The 19,120-nt window shown below is 30.2% G+C and carries 17 protein-coding genes and 1 riboswitch; all 17 genes read right to left on the bottom strand.

The genetic code is table 11. The annotated features are described in order from the left end of the window. Positions 1 to 1,247: GlmL-related ornithine degradation protein (locus KGF52_RS09435; RefSeq protein WP_227839987.1), on the bottom strand; the 1,247-nt coding region annotated here is incomplete at its 3' end. Continuing rightward, positions 1,247 to 3,451, bottom strand: a complete 2,205-nt coding sequence (gene oraE, locus KGF52_RS09440) for a D-ornithine 4,5-aminomutase subunit OraE (protein WP_227839988.1) — start codon at positions 3,449 to 3,451, stop codon at positions 1,247 to 1,249. The genes oraE and KGF52_RS09435, both read right to left, overlap by 1 nt. Beyond that, positions 3,445 to 3,819 carry an ornithine aminomutase subunit alpha gene (locus tag KGF52_RS09445; RefSeq protein ID WP_227827852.1) on the bottom strand — a complete coding sequence of 125 codons (375 nt, stop codon included), beginning with the start codon at positions 3,817 to 3,819 and terminating at the stop codon, positions 3,445 to 3,447. Before KGF52_RS09445 ends, oraE begins: the two co-directional genes overlap by 7 nt. A 77-nt stretch (positions 3,820 to 3,896) precedes the next feature. Continuing rightward, on the bottom strand, positions 3,897 to 5,327 hold the full coding sequence (ortB, locus tag KGF52_RS09450) for a 2-amino-4-oxopentanoate thiolase subunit OrtB (RefSeq protein ID WP_227839989.1): 1,431 nt from the start codon (positions 5,325 to 5,327) through the stop codon (positions 3,897 to 3,899). Continuing rightward, a complete protein-coding gene (gene ortA / locus KGF52_RS09455) occupies positions 5,320 to 5,628 on the bottom strand; it encodes a 2-amino-4-oxopentanoate thiolase subunit OrtA (protein WP_227827854.1) in 309 nt (102 codons plus the stop codon). The genes ortB and ortA overlap by 8 nt, the downstream gene beginning before the upstream one ends. Positions 5,629 to 5,662: 34 nt before the next feature. Continuing rightward, positions 5,663 to 6,730 (bottom strand): 2,4-diaminopentanoate dehydrogenase, encoded by a 1,068-nt coding sequence (ord, locus tag KGF52_RS09460; RefSeq protein WP_227839990.1) that lies wholly within the window; start codon positions 6,728 to 6,730, stop codon positions 5,663 to 5,665. Positions 6,731 to 6,947: 217 nt separating this feature from the next. After that, positions 6,948 to 8,348: a sigma 54-interacting transcriptional regulator gene (locus KGF52_RS09465; RefSeq protein WP_285894676.1), complete on the bottom strand. Its 1,401-nt coding sequence runs from the start codon at positions 8,346 to 8,348 to the stop codon at positions 6,948 to 6,950. 237 nt (positions 8,349 to 8,585) lie between these two features. After that, the gene (gene hpdA / locus KGF52_RS09470) at positions 8,586 to 9,536 is read right to left on the bottom strand and encodes a 4-hydroxyphenylacetate decarboxylase activase (protein WP_227827857.1); all 951 of its coding nucleotides are present in this window, start codon (positions 9,534 to 9,536) and stop codon (positions 8,586 to 8,588) included. Beyond that, positions 9,529 to 9,786: a 4-hydroxyphenylacetate decarboxylase small subunit gene (gene hpdC / locus KGF52_RS09475; protein WP_227839991.1), complete on the bottom strand. Its 258-nt coding sequence runs from the start codon at positions 9,784 to 9,786 to the stop codon at positions 9,529 to 9,531. The genes hpdA and hpdC overlap by 8 nt, the downstream gene beginning before the upstream one ends. Before the next feature lie 3 nt (positions 9,787 to 9,789). Further along, the gene (gene hpdB / locus KGF52_RS09480; protein ID WP_227839992.1) at positions 9,790 to 12,498 is read right to left on the bottom strand and encodes a 4-hydroxyphenylacetate decarboxylase large subunit; all 2,709 of its coding nucleotides are present in this window, start codon (positions 12,496 to 12,498) and stop codon (positions 9,790 to 9,792) included. A gap of 273 nt (positions 12,499 to 12,771) precedes the next feature. Continuing rightward, entirely contained in the window at positions 12,772 to 13,788 is a 1,017-nt protein-coding gene (gene tsaD / locus KGF52_RS09485; RefSeq protein WP_227839993.1) for a tRNA (adenosine(37)-N6)-threonylcarbamoyltransferase complex transferase subunit TsaD, read from the bottom strand. A gap of 5 nt (positions 13,789 to 13,793) precedes the next feature. Beyond that, positions 13,794 to 14,270: a ribosomal protein S18-alanine N-acetyltransferase gene (gene rimI, locus KGF52_RS09490; protein WP_227839994.1), complete on the bottom strand. Its 477-nt coding sequence runs from the start codon at positions 14,268 to 14,270 to the stop codon at positions 13,794 to 13,796. Beyond that, positions 14,260 to 14,976, bottom strand: coding sequence for a tRNA (adenosine(37)-N6)-threonylcarbamoyltransferase complex dimerization subunit type 1 TsaB (tsaB, locus tag KGF52_RS09495; protein ID WP_227827862.1), 717 nt, complete (start codon positions 14,974 to 14,976; stop codon positions 14,260 to 14,262). Before tsaB ends, rimI begins: the two co-directional genes overlap by 11 nt. Continuing rightward, entirely contained in the window at positions 14,976 to 15,428 is a 453-nt protein-coding gene (tsaE, locus tag KGF52_RS09500) for a tRNA (adenosine(37)-N6)-threonylcarbamoyltransferase complex ATPase subunit type 1 TsaE (protein ID WP_227827863.1), read from the bottom strand. Before tsaE ends, tsaB begins: the two co-directional genes overlap by 1 nt. 140 nt (positions 15,429 to 15,568) lie before the next feature. After that, a complete protein-coding gene (locus tag KGF52_RS09505; protein ID WP_227839995.1) occupies positions 15,569 to 16,609 on the bottom strand; it encodes a DUF4116 domain-containing protein in 1,041 nt (346 codons plus the stop codon). Between the two features lie 336 nt (positions 16,610 to 16,945). Next, on the bottom strand, positions 16,946 to 17,551 hold the full coding sequence (locus tag KGF52_RS09510) for an ECF transporter S component (RefSeq protein ID WP_227839996.1): 606 nt from the start codon (positions 17,549 to 17,551) through the stop codon (positions 16,946 to 16,948). Positions 17,552 to 17,675: 124 nt separating this feature from the next. Continuing rightward, a riboswitch (FMN riboswitch) is annotated at positions 17,676 to 17,793 on the bottom strand. A 59-nt stretch (positions 17,794 to 17,852) separates the two neighbouring features. Then, positions 17,853 to 19,019 carry an amidohydrolase gene (locus KGF52_RS09515; RefSeq protein ID WP_227839998.1) on the bottom strand — a complete coding sequence of 389 codons (1,167 nt, stop codon included), beginning with the start codon at positions 19,017 to 19,019 and terminating at the stop codon, positions 17,853 to 17,855. Positions 19,020 to 19,120 lie beyond the last annotated feature (101 nt).

The raw sequence follows: 19,120 nt of genomic DNA on the forward strand, positions 1-19,120 counted from the left end.
TTTTTATTGTATTTAGTTATATTATCTAATATTTTAATTCTACTAGGGAGCCTAGTAAGTGCTCCCCCTGTACCCACTATATATCTTACTTCTGTTAAATCTTTTCCTTCTGCAATTTTGATTTTTCCAGTTGTTCCATAAATATTTCTTATTTTTCCTGAGTGTCTTAACATAGCTTTAATAACAGCTTCTTTTGTCAATCTCTCGACAAATAATATTTCTTCTTTTGATTTTGGTATTGGCGGATAATTATCTATTACTTTATCAATATCTATAGATAATTCATTTTGTAAGTTTTCTTTGCCTATAACTTCTACTATATTTTTCATATTTACATATACACCTAAATCCCCCTCAACACTTCTTTTAGCTACAGGTTCAGGATTAACTAATATTTTATTAATATAGTCACTTCCATCTGTAACAGAATGTACATCAGTAGTTGCTCCACCTACATCTAGAGTTAATAAATCTCCAATATTTTTATATAAGAGTTTAGAAGCTTCCATTACAGCCCCTGGAGTTGGAGTAATATTTTCATTAACCATTTCTTTAATATACTTCATTCCTGGTGCTGTAGTTATATGATCTTCAAACACACCTTGAATGATTTTTCTTGTAGGTTCTATATTCAATAAATCTATTTTAGGGTATACATTTTCTGTTATATAAAGCTTATAATTTGTATCTTCAAATATTAATCTTACTTCCTCTTGATTTTCAACATTACCAGCATATATAACTGGTATACCTAAATTCATAGAAGCTATCATTTCGGCATTATAAATAGCTGTATCTCTTTCTCCGTAATCAACTCCACCAGCTATTAAAATTATATTGGGATTTATTTCTTTTATTTTCTTTAAATCAGTTCTTTTAATTCTACCTGATGTTACTTGACGAATAACAGCTCCAGCTCCTAGAGCAGCTTCTTTAGCTGCTTTTACTGTCATATCATATACTAATCCATGAACAGTCATTTTTAATCCACCAGCTGCACTAGAAGTTGCAAACATATCATTATATTTTATATCATCTACAGATAATTTATTAGCTAAATCTTTAATAGCACCTGATAAGCCATTTCTTACATCGCCACCTTCAAACACTGTTGTTGGAGCCTGACCTTGACCTAAAAATACAGGATTATCAGTATCAATATCATGAAAAGCGTTTACCACAGTGGTAGTACTTCCTATTTCAGCTACCAACACATCTATTTTTAGAGAAACTTTTTTATTCTTCATTATTTATTATTCATTTCTCTTCTTTTTTCAACTAAGAAAGTGGCTACATGTATACCTTTACTATTTCTTCCAAATCCAGCATCTATTCCTTGTTCAACGGCTATTTCAGGTGTTACTTGTGTTCCTCCACAAGCAATCATTACTTTATCTCTTATACCTTTTTCTACACAATAATCGTGTAATTTCTTCATATTTTTATAATGAATATCATCATGGCTTATTATTGTAGATGCAAGTATTGCATCTGCATTTAGCTCTATTGCTGCATCTACTAATTTCTCTACAGGTACAGAAGTTCCCAAGTAATGGCATTCTATACCATATTTTTCAATACCACCATGTTTTATATCTATTATTTCCCTTAAACCAACTGAATGTTCATCTTCTCCAACTGTTGCTGAAACTATTTTCATAGGTTTTTCTTCTATATCTGCTCTTATTTCTTCATCAGTTAGTACTTTAGGCTCTTCTGGTATTACTAAATCATTTAAATCTATATCAAATGGAACTCTTCCCTTTACTTCTATCCTAGTACCTTCAGATTCATGCATAACTTCTCTACTTATAACCTCAACTTCTTGTAAATTCATTTTTTTGACAAATTCCAATGCTGCAAACTCAGCTGTTCTTTTGTCGGTAGGAAGCATCATTGTTATCATTACAATTCCATCTGCACACCATTCCATTTCAGGCTTGATTTTAGTTCCACTTCTGTATTCCTCTGATTCTTTTAGTCTATTTTCCACATTATCAAAATCATCCAGTTCATCGATGTATATTATTTTGTCTGGATTTTCAAATGTACATCCATCTATTAATATTGATGGATTATCTATAGCTTTTTCATCGTATTGAGCTACATTATTGTATCCAAAGTGAGCAGTTACAGGTGCTAAATAATCTTTATCTCTTTCATAAACAGTACCTTCTCCAACTCCTCCTTTTATTTTTCTAGATATTCCATCACCATTTCTTTCTGGATAATTTCCTGAGTCAACGAAGAATCCTTGTTCTACAGATTCAAAATATCCTCCAACTTCAAATATTTCTTCCATATATAATACAGCTCTTTCTTTAAGCTCTCTTGCTTTGTATCTTAATTCGCCAACATCTTTAAGTTCTATCATATCCATAAGACCATCCATACCAACTAAAGCTTGCTTTGCTGTATCACATGCTTCTATGTTGTATATATGCCAAGGTACATTTCTACCTTCGTCAGGTGTTATAGTTGATTGTATGTCAGCTCTAGTTAAAACTGATGTTAATAAATTTAATACATGAGTGACTGTAGCTTCTCTAGTTGATGATTCCATATATTTAGTATTCATTTGAGCTCTCATCTTATAATCACTAAATAACTCCCTAAGTGCAACAGCGTAAGGTAAGTCTATTCTTAAACATGGTGCTGGAGGTGCTGTTGGTGGAACTGTTGATAAACATATATTACTTTTATCTATTCCTATTTTTTCTGAGAATATAGAATTTAAAGCGTGTTGAACCATAAGTTCAGGCATTACCTTCCATGCTTCTCTAGCAGTAGCATTAGCATTATGTGCTCCATCTATTTGAGCTATATTGGCAAAAGCCATTATTTGTTTAGCTTCACAAGCATCTACAAAAGATCTTACCATGTTTATATTTCTATATAGAACATTATATTGTGGGTCTTGATGTGCTCCATTGACCCCTTCTTCAGCAAACATTACTGCTACTTCAGGACCCGCAACACCGCTTACATATGAATGGTAATTAATCGGTCTACCAACTTCTTCTTCTATAAAGTCAAGAGCTTTTCTTTGAGCTCTTACTTGTTTTCTTGTTATTGGAACACCACCTATACCTTGAGGAGTGCCTTCTATAAGTCCATCAAAATGCGATTGTCCAGCTGTTCTAATGACCATTAAGTGGTCAGCACCATGATGAGCTGCCATCCTCATTCTTCTTATATCATCTTCAAATCTTCCAGAAGCTATTTCAGTAGTAATAACTGGGCTTGGTTGAGGGTCTATATTATTGAAATATTTAGATGATGGTAACCCTATACTCTTCTTTAAAGGTTTTGTACAGTCTTTATATTCAAAAGGTCCCATTTCAAGATTTTCCAAGTGTTCTCTCCAAACCCAACCTCTTCTTTTTGGTTTATATTTATCCAAATCTTTTAATATATAGTCTATATCTAATTTTTTATTTTCCTTTAACATGATTCTACCCCTTCTCTAAATAAACATGTAACTTCATCCCAATATTCACCATTAACTAATAATAAACCAGCTTCTCTAACTGATATATTTTTAGATTTAGCAAACTTATAAACTACATGCCCTGCCCCCTTACCTATAAGACCTCTTTCCATAACACCTTCTAAAATAGGTTTTACCTCAAGAGAAGAAAATCCCATTCTTAACAAAACAGACCTTTCTATTGATGGTGTTGTGTTCTTTTTACCAAGGTCTATCATTGGTTCTACTATCTGGGTAGCTAAACTCCAAAATCTTTCTTTTAACTCATCATCACTCAATTTCTGAAGATGTTTTCTTCTAACCTCAAAATCATCCTCTCTTTTTTTCATGAACATTCCCCCATTCATATCAATTTAAGTGAATTTTCCAACTATTTATTTCATGTTAAATTAAAAAACAGTAACTATTATAAATTATTTAACGTATCAATAACAAAATCTCTTGAACTTTTTACTTCTTCCATTAAAAATTCTATATCTTGATTACTTATACTATCAACATCATGAATATCGTTGTGAGAGATACAATTTTTTATAAATGATTTTCTTATTTTATTCATATCAATATCAACACATTTTAATAATTCTGGTCTTTCTGGTAATATTAAGTTTACTCCTGCAATTTCTTCTTCTGGATTCCCAAATTTTATATCTATTCCATTTTCTCTTGCAAAAGTAAGTTGTGGACATATGTGTTTACCTGCACCTGTATACTCTGTCTCTTGTACTACTATAACTTTATCTTCATCTAATTCTTGTGCTAAAGAAAATGCTGCTGCTAAAGATGTATTACCAGCAGGACCTCTCTCTATACCTTCCAACTGTGCTAATAATTCAGTTGTATAGAAAACTTCTCCTTGTTTTACTAACACATATCTGTCCATATATCTAAGTGGCCTAGCTGCAGATCTAGGTACATCTGACCTATCAGGCCATGTACAGAATGGTATACCAAAACCTGTATGTCCTGTTGTGAATGATTTTTTATTAAATTGATTATCACTAGCCATGTGTAATCCTTTCAAATCAACACTTGCTCCTACTACTTTAGTATTAAGAGAACCAGCTTTTATTAGACCCCTTGCAGTTCCAGTAAGATTACCTCCACCTGCATTTGTACAAACAACTATATCTGGGTCTTTTTTATATTTTTCTCTAAATTGAATAGCTAACTCATACCCTAAAGTTTCTACACCTGCAATGCCAAATGGTGAATATAATGATGCATTAAAATAGCCTGTTTCTTCTAATAAAACTAAGAATGTATAAAATAATTCTGGTCCAACAGTTAATTGAACAACTTCTGCTCCATAAGCTTCACATTTTCTTGCTTTCTCTATAATTTCAGGTTGACCTACACCATTAGAATCATAGCATTCTTGGACTATTATACATTTTAACCCCTGCATTGCTGCTTGAGATGCTACAGCTGCCCCATAGTTACCACTAGTGGCTGCTATTACACCTTTATATCCCATTTTTTTGGCATGATATACTGCAGTAGCTGCTCTTCTCGCTTTAAAGCTACCAGATGCATTCATTGCTTCATCTTTTACAAATATTCTAGCACCTTTACCTTCTGGAGCGCATTTTCTAGCTAGCTTAGTCAAATTTTTAAGTTCTATTATAGGAGTATTTCCAACAGCATATTGTGATTGAATTGCTTCAATATCTTGTAATGTATATCCTGTTTCACCCATCATTTTTTCATAATCAAATCCTATTCCTTCTTGTTCAAAAGATGAGTAATCCAGTCCAATTGCATTTTTCATTATTTCATTATTTCTTCCCATGACAGCTTGATAGCTCATATCTTTCATTGATGCTGCATTATTCATTACATACACCTCCAAATAATATTTCTTTCGCCTGTATTCCTATTTGGAGTAACTCTGGTATACATTTACCATAATCATGAGTATAGTATGGATTTACTTTAAGTAAATTACCTTTTACAAGTCTACCTGTAATTGTTTTAACTTCTACTAAATCGCCTATAAAAGCATCTTTTTGTATAAATCCTTTAACCCACATTTCTAAGGATACTTTCTTAGTATCCTCTGGAACTTGTGGAGCTCTTTCTTCTGGAGTTAACACTATATTGTGTATAATAACCCAATCATTAATTTTAGCATCCATTTTTTCATCCCCTTATTAACTAACTGTTATTTTATTAATTTGCTTTTGATTCTTCTTCTAATTCAACTTCTATCTGATTTCTTATATCTCCCATTATTGCTCTAGGTACTGGTATATCCAACATAGTTTTAAGACCTGGTCTAGCATTTATTATTAATGGAATAGAGTTTACTATCATTGCGTAAGTACCTACCCCTCCAGGTATTTCAGGATTTATTTGTAAATCAATGTTTGGTATCCCTTTTATTGATACATAGTCTCCTGTTTTAATGCCTTCTGCTTCAGGTATTATCTGTTGTGGATGCTCCATTTCAATTAAAATGTCTCCATTTACATATCCATATCCACATTGTCTACAACCAGCAACATTTCCAGCTAATGCCTCACCGTACTTAGATTTTCTATCTACTGTAGTCATTATTGGTTCTTTTGTTTGTTCTATCTTATCTAGTTTCCATCCTAATCCATCAGCTATCATATTTATTGATTCTACAAATCCTACATGACCTGCTATAGTATTATTTTCTACACCTTTTATGAACTCTTCTTTTGTTACTCCAACACCTTGTTCTACCATAACAGATTTTCCAAATGGTGATAAATCATTTACCCTCTTAGCTTTTATACTATTAACTTCTTCACAAGTCCCTGAAAGTGCTAATACTAGTAAATCTAATACAAACCCTGGATTTATTCCTGTTCCAAGAATACTTACTCCATTCTCTTTTGCAACTTCATCCATTTGCTTAGCCAAATCTGCATCATCAGCTTGTGGATATGCCATTTGTTCTGCTGTTGATATAACATTTATTTTTCTATTTAATAAGAACATTATTTTATCAAAAGCCTTTTTGGTAAATGAATCAGTTGCTAATAAAACAACATCTGCACTTTTTTCTTTAAAAACTTCTTCATAATTTCCATTGATAATAACTTCTTCTCTTTCTCCTCTTTCAATTCCTAGGACATCATACATACTTTTACCTGAAGTACTTCTACTGCAAACAGATACTATTTCTATACCTTCTTTTTTTAAAATCATATTAGCCATTCCTATCCCCATAGCTCCAAATCCCCATATACCAACTCTTACTTTTCTCATATATACACCCTCCTAAAAATTTATATATTCTTAATTATTAGTTAAAGCATAAATCGTGCCAACTTCAAAACGAAGTCAAATATTTATGAGAACGTTGAAACTATAATTATCTTGTTATATATTTTCATAAATAAAAAATAATATTTTTTCTGAGAAATAAAAAAAGAGCAAAAAATTTTGCTCTTTCATAATAATTTTGCTCCTTTATTTTGCTCCTTTATAATATTTTGATATTATATTTTTTCATTTTATACTGTAAATTTTGCCTGTTCATACCTAAAATTGATGCAGCCTTAGTTATATTATATGAGGTCTTTTCTAATGATTCATATATATACTTCTCTTCTATCTCACCAATAATATTATTAAGTGTCTTATTCTCTAAATCATTTAAAGAATAATTGTTAACCTCTTTATTCTCTTTTAGATTGTAATAGTCATTTAGATTAATCATGCTTGTTTCTATTTGTATCTCGTCTTCCATCATACTCATAGTACAATAAATTATGTTTTCCAATTCTCTTATGTTACCTTGCCAGTCATAATTTTTTAAAATTCTGATAGCTTCATCTGAAATACCTACTACTTTTTTATTTAACTTTTTATTATACTTTGAAATAAATTTTTTGCATAATACAGATATATCCTCTTTTCTATCTCTAAGAGGAGGAATTTTTATATGTATTATGTTAAGCCTATAATATAAATCTTTTCTAATTTTATTCTCATTTAAAATAACTCTTGGACTTTCATTTGTTGTTGCAATAATTCTTACATCAACAGGTATGTCTTTGGTCCCTCCAACTCTTCTTACATAACCTTCTTGCAAAACCCTTAGTAATTTAGCCTGTAACATAATAGGCATGGAATTTATTTCATCTAATAATAATGTTCCTTTGTTAGCTTGTTCAAATAAACCTGGCCTGTCTATTGCACCTGTAAATCCTCCCTTAGCAGTTCCAAATAGTATTCCTTCGAATAATGATTCTGGTAAAGCTGCACAATTTTGTGCTATAAACGGATAATTTTTTCTATTACTTCCATAGTGAATGGACTGGCTAAATAACTCTTTGCCTGTCCCAGTTTCACCATATATAAATACTGAGGCATCAGACTTACAAGCTTTCTTAGATTTTGCTATTGCCTCTTTAATCAAATCACTTTCACCTAAAATATCATCAAATTCATAGCCATTTTTTTGTTTATTATTAACTTTATTAACTAAATTTTTTTTAGAGCTTCTATTTAATAAATTTTCTATAGTTGTCATATTCTTTGATATTTCAAGTGCCCCTACAAATTCTCCTTTAATATCAATTGGTATCGTAGTATTTATTGCTGTTATTTCTTTTCCATTTTTATCTAGATATTTTTGAATATTGTCTTTAATAATTTCCCTTTTTTCCAAAACTTCTACTAGTGTACTTCTATTTATTTTCATTTTGCTGACTATATCAAAAAATGAATTAGTTAAAATATCATGTCTATTCATTTTTTCCATTTTTTGTACAGAATCATTGTAGATTATAGTTTTCCCTTCTTTATTAACAAAATGTACCCCTTCATCAATATTTTCCAATATTTCATTCATTACTTTAAAAAATATTTCTTGGTTCAACTATATCACCCCAGTACCTAAATATATAACAACCCAAAAATAAGTAAAATATTTCTATATATTTATCTTATCACATATTTATGATATTTTTTATGTCCATTATATTTTTAATTAACGCTGGATGAACTATATAGTAGAGTATGAATAGCAAAAAGAAGCTATCACAGAATAAATTTAATTTACTCATGCGATAACTCCCTTCTGCAAACTAATATTTAATTTTTATGATATTTATTTCTAAAAAGCAGTCTCATGTCCAACATAACAGGCTATGCCATTATCTAAAAATATGTCCTGTAATTCTTCAAGATGTTCTTCATCAACATCTCCTTTATCAGAATACTCATATTCTTTACCTAATTGAATCCACTTTGATTCTCCTAGTCTATGAAATGGTAATAGGTTAATTTCTACTAAATTATTTTTATGCATAAAAGATATAATATCATTTATATTTTCCATACTATCATTAAACCCTGAAATAACTGGTACTCTAAGTACTAATCTTCCACCCCAGTCAGAGTTTACAAGATTTGATATGTTTTCTAATATTAAATCATTATACACACCTGTTTGTTCTTTGTGTTTTTCTCTATCCATATGCTTTATATCAATAAACGCAAAGTCTATATCCTTAAATATATTATTAAAAATTTCATTTGAAACACATGCACTCGTTTCAATAGCAGTGTGCACATTTGTTTCATGACATTTTAATAGCACTTCATGTAAAAATTCATGTTGAAGTAGTGGCTCTCCTCCACTAAATGTTACTCCTCCATTACTTCTCCAGTTATTAGAATCACGCTTAATCACCTTTACAAGTTCATCTACAGTATAGGGTTTTGCACATAATTTAAACGCATTATAATAACATGAGTTGACACATTCAAAACTCTCACAATTCTTACATATATCCCAATCTATGACTGGCTTATTGTCAAGGTCAAAACTCAATGCACCATTTTTACATTTACCATGACATACAGTACATCCATTTTCATATTGACAAGACAACTCACTAAACATCATATGTGGTCTAACAGTCCAACTTTCAGGATTTGCACACCACTTACAACTAAGTGGACATCCATTTAAAAATACAGTTGTTCTACAACCTGGCCCATCATGAACTGAAAAGCTTTGTATATCAAAAATCATTCCTTCTAATTGGCTTTGACTATTCATTAAACACATGCCCTTCGCAAGTAATTGAGTTTAATGTTGAGTATACCCAATCTTCATTTTCTAACCCAACACATTTACCTATACCTTCATCATTAGCGTCAACAAAATTTTTACAATTTTTACATTTTGGCATTACTTTTATTTCTGAACATGCTTCATCATCTAGATTAATCATTTGTTTTGATAATCTACAAATCCCTTTAGTGGCATCTACTGCGCAAAAATTCATACAATCACTATGTTTTCTCATATTTTACACCCCTTCATACTCTGTTCTAGCAATTACTTCATCTTGTATTGGTTTACCTAACTCACACCAATATTGAGTAAATCCAGCAACACGTACCATTAGTTGACGATAATTGTCAGGATTTTTTTGTGCATCTTTCAAAGTTTCTGAGTCCACAACATTGTATTGAATATGGAATCCACCTTTTCTTAAATAACTTCTTGTTAAATCTAACAGTTTTTTTGTTCCTTGTTGTCCTTTAATAGTTGTTGGGTGAAGTTTTAAATTCATTTGAGAATTTTGAACTACTGCTTGGTCCCAAATAGTTGCAGATTCAAATAATGCATACACACCATTTTTATCTGTTCCTGCATATGCAGAAACTGAACCATCTGAATATGTTGTTCCACTTAATCTACCATCTGGAGTAGCTAAAGTGGCAGCTCCTTGTGGCCCATGTGTAGATACAGAAATTTGACAAGGATACATTTTTTTAGCATATAAAGATTGTGCTTCTTCACACACTTTTGCTAACCATATTTCATAATTTTTAAGAATTGTATCTGCATACAAATCATTGTTTCCATATTTAGGTGCATCAAGACAGGCCTTATAAATAGCATCATATTTGCCAGTCTTATCTACTTTTACTTGGTCTGCCATAGAATAATTACCAACTTCTAATGCGTCTTTAAATCCAAAATTATTTAATACAGCATCCTTCATTTCTTCAACTGTAAAAGTTTTGTCATCATATACAAGTTTTTTAAGTGCAGCAAATGAATTAACCATAGTAACAGTTCCGCAAGTTTCTACATTTAATGTTGCATTATAACGATAGCCCATATTTCCTATATGTTGACCTTTATCTAAACAGTCTGGTTTTAATAGGGAATTTATTATAGAAGTATCAAACTTTCTCCATATATCTAACTCAATATTATTTGCTCTCTCAAGAACATTTATCGCTTGTTTATAATAATCTTTAAATACTTCTACAACTTCTTCATAAGTATCTAGTGGCTTATTATGAGGTTCAAATACTTGTATATTCATACGATGGTCTTTACCATTCATAAGAACAAGCTCTAAGATTTTGGGATTAGCAATAAAGTGAACTCCAGAACCAGCAGATTGTCCTGCTCCACCTGCAATAGAATATGTCTTTCCATTTAAAGTCAGTTGTTTCCAGCATCCTGGAGATGTTTCAAGACATCCACCTAATGCAAATGCTCTAGCTTCTTCAACAGTCATTCCTTCATCGGCAAATTGCTTCATCATAAATGTTGTCCCATTTGAATTGTTTACCCATGCTGGATAACCAGAACCAAGTTTTGTACATTCAACAGCTTTCATTAAAAAATCTTCTGGAAGTTTTTCATCATATAACATAGTCAAGCTAGGTTGAGGAGTTCTACATCTCATACTTGCCTCTAATAATAATTCTTCTAATTCATTAGCTCCTGTAGAACCATCTTCTCTTAACCCACCTATAGATAAGGTATTAAATGTATTTCCTGATAATACTCCTCCATTTACACCTGCTGAAGCAAAACAGTCAATACAAGTGATTTTTATTCTGTAAAGTTCTAATAATTCAATAACTTCTTCTCTTGTAATTAGTCCTTTTTCCATATCCTGTTCATACCAAGGATATAAAATTTGACCAAAGCGACCTATAGACATACCAGATATCGCATCTTCGTTCACTGATGCTATATGGATTGTATAAGTCAATTGAAGAGCTTCTCTAAATGTACGAGGTTGTTTATGTGCAATATGTTCTAATATCTCTACTAAATCTGAATATTCTTTTTTTGCTTCTAAATCTGTTTCTATACTCTCTAAGTATTTTGCATGTTTTGCATAGTTTAAAATCCAAGCTTGTAACCCTTCAATAACTTGAATAACAGCTTCATAAAAATATAGACGATCCATTCCGATAAGACCATCTCCAGATGCATTTCCTGCGACTGCTTTTTTACATTCTTTTGCCATTTCTATAATTCCATCTAATCCATAATTTAAAGGATAAAAATAGTTTATAACTTCTCTACCTTGAGGAAGTGTATATCCTGAATCAAACATGCATATAAGTGTACTCATTAAATTTTCTTTTAAATCATAATCTGGCATCATCTTTTCATAGTGAAATCCTAAATCTTCAACTGATTTTCCAACCCATTCTTTTGCCATTTTTACAAGAACAGGAACTTCTTCTTTTCTCATTCCAAATTTACCAGCTATTGAAACAACATTTCCAAAACTTTCAGTTACATTTCCTCCACCAGAACCAAATTTTGTAAGCTCATCTGCTGTATTGCTAGCTAACTTCTTTGCTTCTTCTTTCATTTGTTCTCCCTGAGCAACAAAGAAACTTTCACTTACCCAAGGCATTGGGAAAGAGCCTCTATAATTGCGTGTTTTTTGCATTACTATCTTCTCACCAGGTATTATATTTGGTGTCATATGAGAAAAAGCAGCTTTAAGAGCTTTAGCTCTTCTAACTACTGCTATATCACCATCTGATTTTCTATATTCTCTATTGTACCAATATGGAAATTCCATATCAGCTGTAGACAATGTATTGTAATATACATTCAATAAATCATCTGCTCTTTTACTTGCTTTTTTTTCACTAAGTTCATCTAAATTTTCTTGATTTTGAAAATTTGCTTTAATATTTTTTGCTTCTAAAATACTTCTTATTTTATCTTCTTTACTTTGACTCATTTCTTCCCCTCCTTAAACTTTCTACACTTAGTATAAAACTTTTTAAGAATGAAAAAAAAGAGTCTATTACCCACTTTCTAAAATAATCTTTCTACAAAAAAATAAAACTTAAAACAATTTAGACCATAAATTTACCTTATATCTAAATATCTAAAAAACCTCCTGATTTATTAGAATATAAAGATTATCCATGGTCTTGTTTTAAGCTTTAATAGACAACATATTTAATTTTATAAAAATACTTACTCAATATATTTTTAAACCTAGTTTATATTACTGGTTTATCTTAAGATTTGGAACTGCATTCAGACTCATATCATGTGTTTTATTGTTTATGAAATTATAATATCCTGCACAACCTATCATAGCAGCATTATCTGTACATAAAATTAAAGGAGGATATTTAACTATAATTCCACTTTCTTTTGCAAGTTCTGTTATTTTAGCTCTAAGACCAGAGTTAGAAGCAACTCCACCAGAAAGAGTTATAACATCATAACCTTTATCTTTTGTTGCTTTTAATGCTTTAGTAGCTAAAACTTCAACTACAGCTTCTTGAAAAGATGCAGCAACATCTTCAACTACTATTTCTTCGTTTTTCATCCTTTTTCCATTTAGATAATTTAATACAGAAGATTTTAGACCACTAAAACTAAAGTCATAGCTATCCTCTTCTAAATAAGCTCTTGGAAATTCTATAGCATGCTTATTTCCCTTCTTAGCTAAATTATCAATAATAGGACCTCCTGGATAACCCAAATTCATAGCTCTTGAAATCTTATCGAAGGCTTCTCCAGACGCATCATCTCTCGTCTTTCCTAAAATTTCATATTTACCATAATCTTTAACTTCTACTAAATGAGTATGACCTCCCGATACTATTAATGTTATAAAAGGAGGTTTTAAATCTTTATGTTCTATATAGTTTGCACTTAGATGTCCCTCAATATGATTTACTCCTACAAGAGGAATATCCAATGTATATGCAAGTGCTTTAGCATAAGATAATCCAACTAATAAAGCCCCTACTAGCCCTGGACCATATGTAACTGCAATGTGGTCTATATCATTAAATCCTATATTTGCCTTGTCTAAAGCTTCTTGAACAACTATATCAATATTTTCCACATGTTTTCTTGAAGCCACCTCTGGTACTACACCGCCAAACTTTTTATGTGTTTCTATTTGAGTAGAGATTATGTTTGAAAGTACTTCTCTACCATTTTTTAAAACTGATGCAGCTGTCTCATCACAGCTACTCTCTATAGCTAATGTTATTATATCACCCATAAACTCTACACCTCTTTTAATTGGTTCCACATTATAATTGCATCTTCTTTATTATCACTGTAGTATTCTTTTCTGATTCCACCCATTTTAAATCCATATTTTCTATATAGATTTTGTGCTATTTTATTTGATGCTCTAACTTCTAATGTCATAGACGCAATATTATTATCTTTACATAAATCAACTAATCTTTTGATTAACTTATCTCCTATTTTTTTGCCTCTATAGTCACTATGAACAGCTACATTATTTATATGCCCTTCATCAATTATAAGCCAAATTCCAACATATCCAACTACTTTTCCATCTAGTTTTGCTACTATATACTTTGCAACTTCATTAGATAACTCTTTTCTAAAAGATTCTTTTGACCAATAATCTTCAAAACAATTTTTTTCTACTTCAAACACTTCATCTATATCTTTAATAGTCATTTCTTCTATTTTTACATCATTTACTATTTGTTTTGTATTATCTTTCATTATTTATCCTCTTCATTTTTTCGTCATATTGTACTTCAGCCTGAGATTTTCTGATATACATAGGGTTTATTGTATAACAAGTATGTACATCTATATTTTTACTATATTTATTTAATGCTACAGAACATAAGCTTCCTGCTTTAGATACATTATGAGCTGGTGAAGGTATCTTTATATTTTTTATGTTTTCTAGCTCATCCTTATATTTATAAACAGCTTCTCCAACTATTATAAATTCTTCATCACTTGATTTAATTTCTTTTAGTAAAGTCTCAAATTCTACAACATCAACACTATCTAACTCTATTAACTCTCCATCTTCAAACTTATATTTAGCTGAATAAACCTGATTTTTTTGTGCATCTAATATAGAGCATATTTTTCTTTCGCATAAATTCATATTACCAGCTAAAGATTCTAAAGAATTTACTGCTATTATTGGTAGATTATTTACATGGGCTATAGCTTTTACTGTAGCCATACCTATTCTAAGACCTGTAAATGAACCAGGCCCTATACATATAGCTAACAAATCCATCTCTTTTATGTTTAAATCACTCATATCCAACATATTTTCTATCATTGGCATAAGCTTTTGTGAATGAGTTTTTTTGTTATTTACTGTAAACTCACAGATTAAATTATCATCTTCAACAACTGCTACACTTGCTGCCATAGAAGATGTATCTATACCTAATATCTTCATTATTTAATCAGCTCCTCAACTATACCTTTATAATAATCTCCTTTTGGAGTTAATATCATTTCTCTTCCTTCATCTTTGTATCTTAATTCTATGTTTAAATATTCTTTTGGAAGTATATCTTCTATTAAATTACCCCATTCAATTATACAGATTCCATTTGAATTTATATATTCATCATATCCAATATCATACATTTCATCACTACTACCAATTCTATAAACATCAAAATGATACAAAGGTATTTTTCCTTCATATTCGTTTATTATAGTAAAAGTTGGACTTGTTATATAATCATTTATTCCTAATGAGTCTGCTAAACTTTGTGTCATTGTGGTCTTTCCAGCTCCTAAATCCCCCACTAAACAAATTACACTACCTTCTTTTAATAATTTACCTAATTTATGTCCTATTTCTCTAGTTTTACTTTCATTTTCTAAATATATTTTTGCCATTAATTCATCTCCATCTTGATATAATCGTCGTGTGAATTTATATCACTGCTTAATTAATTATAGTATAAGCCCCAACTATTATAAAGTACTTCTATTTATCTTTTTTGTTTATCTTTCAATATTGATGATTCTATCAAAACTTATATATAATCATCAATAGCAATCTTTACATATTCTTTTGCCTTACAATTTTGTTTTAGGGCTTCTTTGCATATTTCCTCTGATTGCTCTTTTACGTACTTGAGAGATTTATAATTTTCTTTTACTGCTTCAATGCACATTTTTTCTGTTTGATTTTTTATATACATAAGCATCTTTCCATTTTGTCTTACAATCTCTGTACATATCTCTTCTGTATAGTTATCTATGTAATTTAGTACATCTTTAATATTGTACTTTTTATCCAAATATCTTATAGCTCTTATACATGTTTCTTCTGTCTTATTATTAACAAATTGTAGGCTCCTTCCATCTTGTTTAACTGCTTCTAAACATATTTTTTCTGTTTGCTGGTTTACATATTGTAATGCCATACCATTTTGACTTACAGCTTTTATACACATTTTTTCTGTTTGGTTTTGTACATATTGAAGTGCTTTATAGTTTCGTTTTATTGCTTCTATACATAATTCTTCACTTTGTTCTCTAACATATGCAAGACACCTGCCATCTTTTTTAATTGCTTCTAAACATATTTTTCTTGTTTGAACCTCTAAAGCTTTTAATATACTTACAACATCTATATTAGAAGAACATCTTATTGCTTTTATAATAAGTTCTTCTGTTTGATTTCTTACATACTTAAGTGCATTGCAATCCTTTTTTATTGCTTCAAGACATATATACTCAGTTTGTTCTTTTACATATTCAAGTGCTCTATAATTGTACCTTATAGCTTCTAAACATAATTCTTCTGTTTGCTCTTTTACATACTTCAAAGCTTTATAATTCTGCCTTACCGCTAAAATACACATACCATCTGTTTGGTTATTTATATTTTCTAATTCATGATAATCATACTTTACTCTTTCCATATTTTCAATATATTCATTTGTAATATGCTTTAAAGAATCTCCTAATATTTCACTATCAATGCCTATATGAATATTTTCCCAATCACTATTAAAATAATACCCTTTATCGTTTAAAAATACTTTTTTCATTTTTTTGCATACCTTCATAAATCTACTCTCCTATCATTATTAAATTAGCTATTATTAAGAATTACAGTTCAAAACATTATTTATTCTTAATAATAACTTTATTTTTTGTTTATTATGAATTCGCTCTGCATATTGTAGATACCTTTTTAGTATTTTAATAGTTAATCGTTTTAATTCTTCCTTTATTTTAAAAATTAAATCTGTCTAAATATTTCTTATTTTAAATACATTTTTTGATAAATTAATAAAGCCATAATGTATTTAATACATCAATCACAACATGAGACTGAAGTTATAAATAAATTATGGCTTTCCAATATATTTAATTTTAAAATTTTATATTTTCTTGTCTGATTATTTTTTTATTACATTTCCCATTTTTTTATAAAGTGGTAATGTTACTAAAGATATTATCACAGCTTTTAGTACATTAAATGGAGCTATCATCCAAATTACAAAAGTAAATAGGTCGTGAATTTTAGGATTTAGAGCTGAACCTAAGCCTATTATAGCATCTAGTCCCATCATTTGACCATAAAGTGGTAACATTACAAAATAATTCACTAATGAACCAATTATAGTCATTGCTATTGTTCCTAATACAAAACCAATTAATACACCTTTTAAATCTTTACTTCTCTTATATGAATAACAAAGTATCATTACATAAGAACCACCAATTAATATATTTGCAAACTCTCCTATTGTTCCAGTTGTTGTTGCTGTAATCGCTTGTAGTACATTTTTTACTACAACTATTCCAAATCCAACTAATGGTCCTAAAGACATTCCTCCAAATATTGCTGGAATATCTGATAAGTCGATTTTTAAGAAATCTGGAAATATACCTGGTATTGGTGCTTGAATAAACATTAGTAAATAAGATATTGCTGATAAAATTGACATTACTACTAAAGTTCTTGTTGAAATCATATTACCTCTTTTTGCTGTACTTTGCATAATTATTATCCTCCTAATAAATATATTTATATTTTTTAGGAAAAACAAAAAACTCGAAGACCCTATCTTCGAGTTTTTATGGATATAGTTTAAATAAACTAAAATAAACTTATTTATATTCCATAAATATCTTCTCTCATCCAGACTTTACTGTCGGCTTTGGAATTTCACCAAATCAACCACCTAAGTAGTTCGCGGGCTATACCGCCGGTAGGGAATCTCACCCTGCCCCGAAGATCTTCTTTGATTTTTTAATTTTCCTTACACTCTTATATTAGTTAATTTTTTAATAATTGTCAAGTTATTTTTTTTCGTACACTACTTTACCATTTATTATCGTGTAAAGCACCTTACTTTGAATCTCTAGTGGAGAATTATCCCAAATTACTATATCTGCATCTTTCCCAACTTCTATAGAACCTACTCTATCTTCAATCCCTAGAGTCTTAGCTGGATTTATTGTAATGGATTCTATTGCTTTTTCTTCTTTCATACCATGCTTAACTGCTATACCTGCACATATTGGAAGATATTGAACTGGTATTACTGGATGGTCTGTCATTATACACACATCAAGCCCTGCATTTGAAAGTATTCCAGCTGTATTAAACGTTAAATTTCTAAGTTCAAATTTAGACCTTTCTGATAAGGATGGTCCTACTATTACAGGAAATCTTTCTTCCAATAGCTCATCTACTATAAGATGACCTTCTGTACAATGGTCTAATGTAAGCTTTAAATTAAACTCTTTTGCAATCCTTATAGCTGTGAACATATCATCAGCTCTATGGGCATGTGCTTTAAAAGGAATTTCTCCTCTTAAAACAGGTATCAAACTTTCCATTTTTATATCATATTCAGGTTTTTCACAGTCTTCATCATCATGACTTTCATACAGGTCGACTTCCTCTAAATATTCTTCTGCTTTTTTAAGATTTTCTCTAAGTAATGAAGCTATTGCCATTCTAGTTTGTGGAGATTTATCATCTTGACCATAACAACTTTTTGGATTTTCTCCAAAGGCTATTTTAGATGCTACTGGATTTTTTATTACCATTTTATCAATTCTTTTTCCATATGTCTTTATAGCTATACATTGACCTCCCATAACATTTGCACTTCCAGGAGTTGTACATACAGAAGTTATACCACCTTCAAAAGCTTCTTTAAATGTTCTGTCCATTGGATTAATTCCATCTATAGGATTTAATTGTGGTGTTATTGGGTCAGTTTCTTCATTTCCATCTGCTCCTTCAAATCCTATACCATCTTCCCATAATCCTAAATGAGTATGGGCATCTATAAACCCTGGAAACACAAATTTACCACTTGCATCTATCACCTCTACATCTAAAGGTGCTATTAAATCTTTTCCTATTTCTATTATTTTTCCTTGGTCTATAAGTATATCTCCCTGAATTATTCCATTTGTTATGGTATTTATGTTACCATTTTTTACAAAAACCATTCATTTTCCTCCTGATTTTCAATACTATACTAATTATTTTAAATATTATTTTTTTACAATCTCATTTCATAATTTCTTAAATTTTTTATTATGCTACTTAC

It is taken from the genome of Clostridioides sp. ZZV15-6597 (genome assembly GCF_020657815.1).
Classification (GTDB): domain Bacteria; phylum Bacillota; class Clostridia; order Peptostreptococcales; family Peptostreptococcaceae; genus Clostridioides.

Coding starts and splice junctions, on each gene's coding strand:
- oraE (WP_227839988.1), bottom strand. CDS start 3,451: ATGTTAAAGGAAAATAAAAAATTAGATATAGACTATATATTAAAAGAT.
- KGF52_RS09445 (WP_227827852.1), bottom strand. CDS start 3,819: ATGAAAAAAAGAGAGGATGATTTTGAGGTTAGAAGAAAACATCTTCAG.
- ortB (WP_227839989.1), bottom strand. CDS start 5,327: ATGAATAATGCAGCATCAATGAAAGATATGAGCTATCAAGCTGTCATG.
- ortA (WP_227827854.1), bottom strand. CDS start 5,628: ATGGATGCTAAAATTAATGATTGGGTTATTATACACAATATAGTGTTA.
- ord (WP_227839990.1), bottom strand. CDS start 6,730: ATGAGAAAAGTAAGAGTTGGTATATGGGGATTTGGAGCTATGGGGATA.
- hpdA (WP_227827857.1), bottom strand. CDS start 9,536: ATGAATAGTCAAAGCCAATTAGAAGGAATGATTTTTGATATACAAAGC.
- hpdC (WP_227839991.1), bottom strand. CDS start 9,786: ATGAGAAAACATAGTGATTGTATGAATTTTTGCGCAGTAGATGCCACT.
- hpdB (WP_227839992.1), bottom strand. CDS start 12,498: ATGAGTCAAAGTAAAGAAGATAAAATAAGAAGTATTTTAGAAGCAAAA.
- tsaD (WP_227839993.1), bottom strand. CDS start 13,788: ATGGGTGATATAATAACATTAGCTATAGAGAGTAGCTGTGATGAGACA.
- rimI (WP_227839994.1), bottom strand. CDS start 14,270: ATGAAAGATAATACAAAACAAATAGTAAATGATGTAAAAATAGAAGAA.
- tsaB (WP_227827862.1), bottom strand. CDS start 14,976: ATGAAGATATTAGGTATAGATACATCTTCTATGGCAGCAAGTGTAGCA.
- tsaE (WP_227827863.1), bottom strand. CDS start 15,428: ATGGCAAAAATATATTTAGAAAATGAAAGTAAAACTAGAGAAATAGGA.
- KGF52_RS09505 (WP_227839995.1), bottom strand. CDS start 16,609: ATGAAGGTATGCAAAAAAATGAAAAAAGTATTTTTAAACGATAAAGGG.
- KGF52_RS09510 (WP_227839996.1), bottom strand. CDS start 17,551: ATGCAAAGTACAGCAAAAAGAGGTAATATGATTTCAACAAGAACTTTA.
- KGF52_RS09515 (WP_227839998.1), bottom strand. CDS start 19,019: ATGGTTTTTGTAAAAAATGGTAACATAAATACCATAACAAATGGAATA.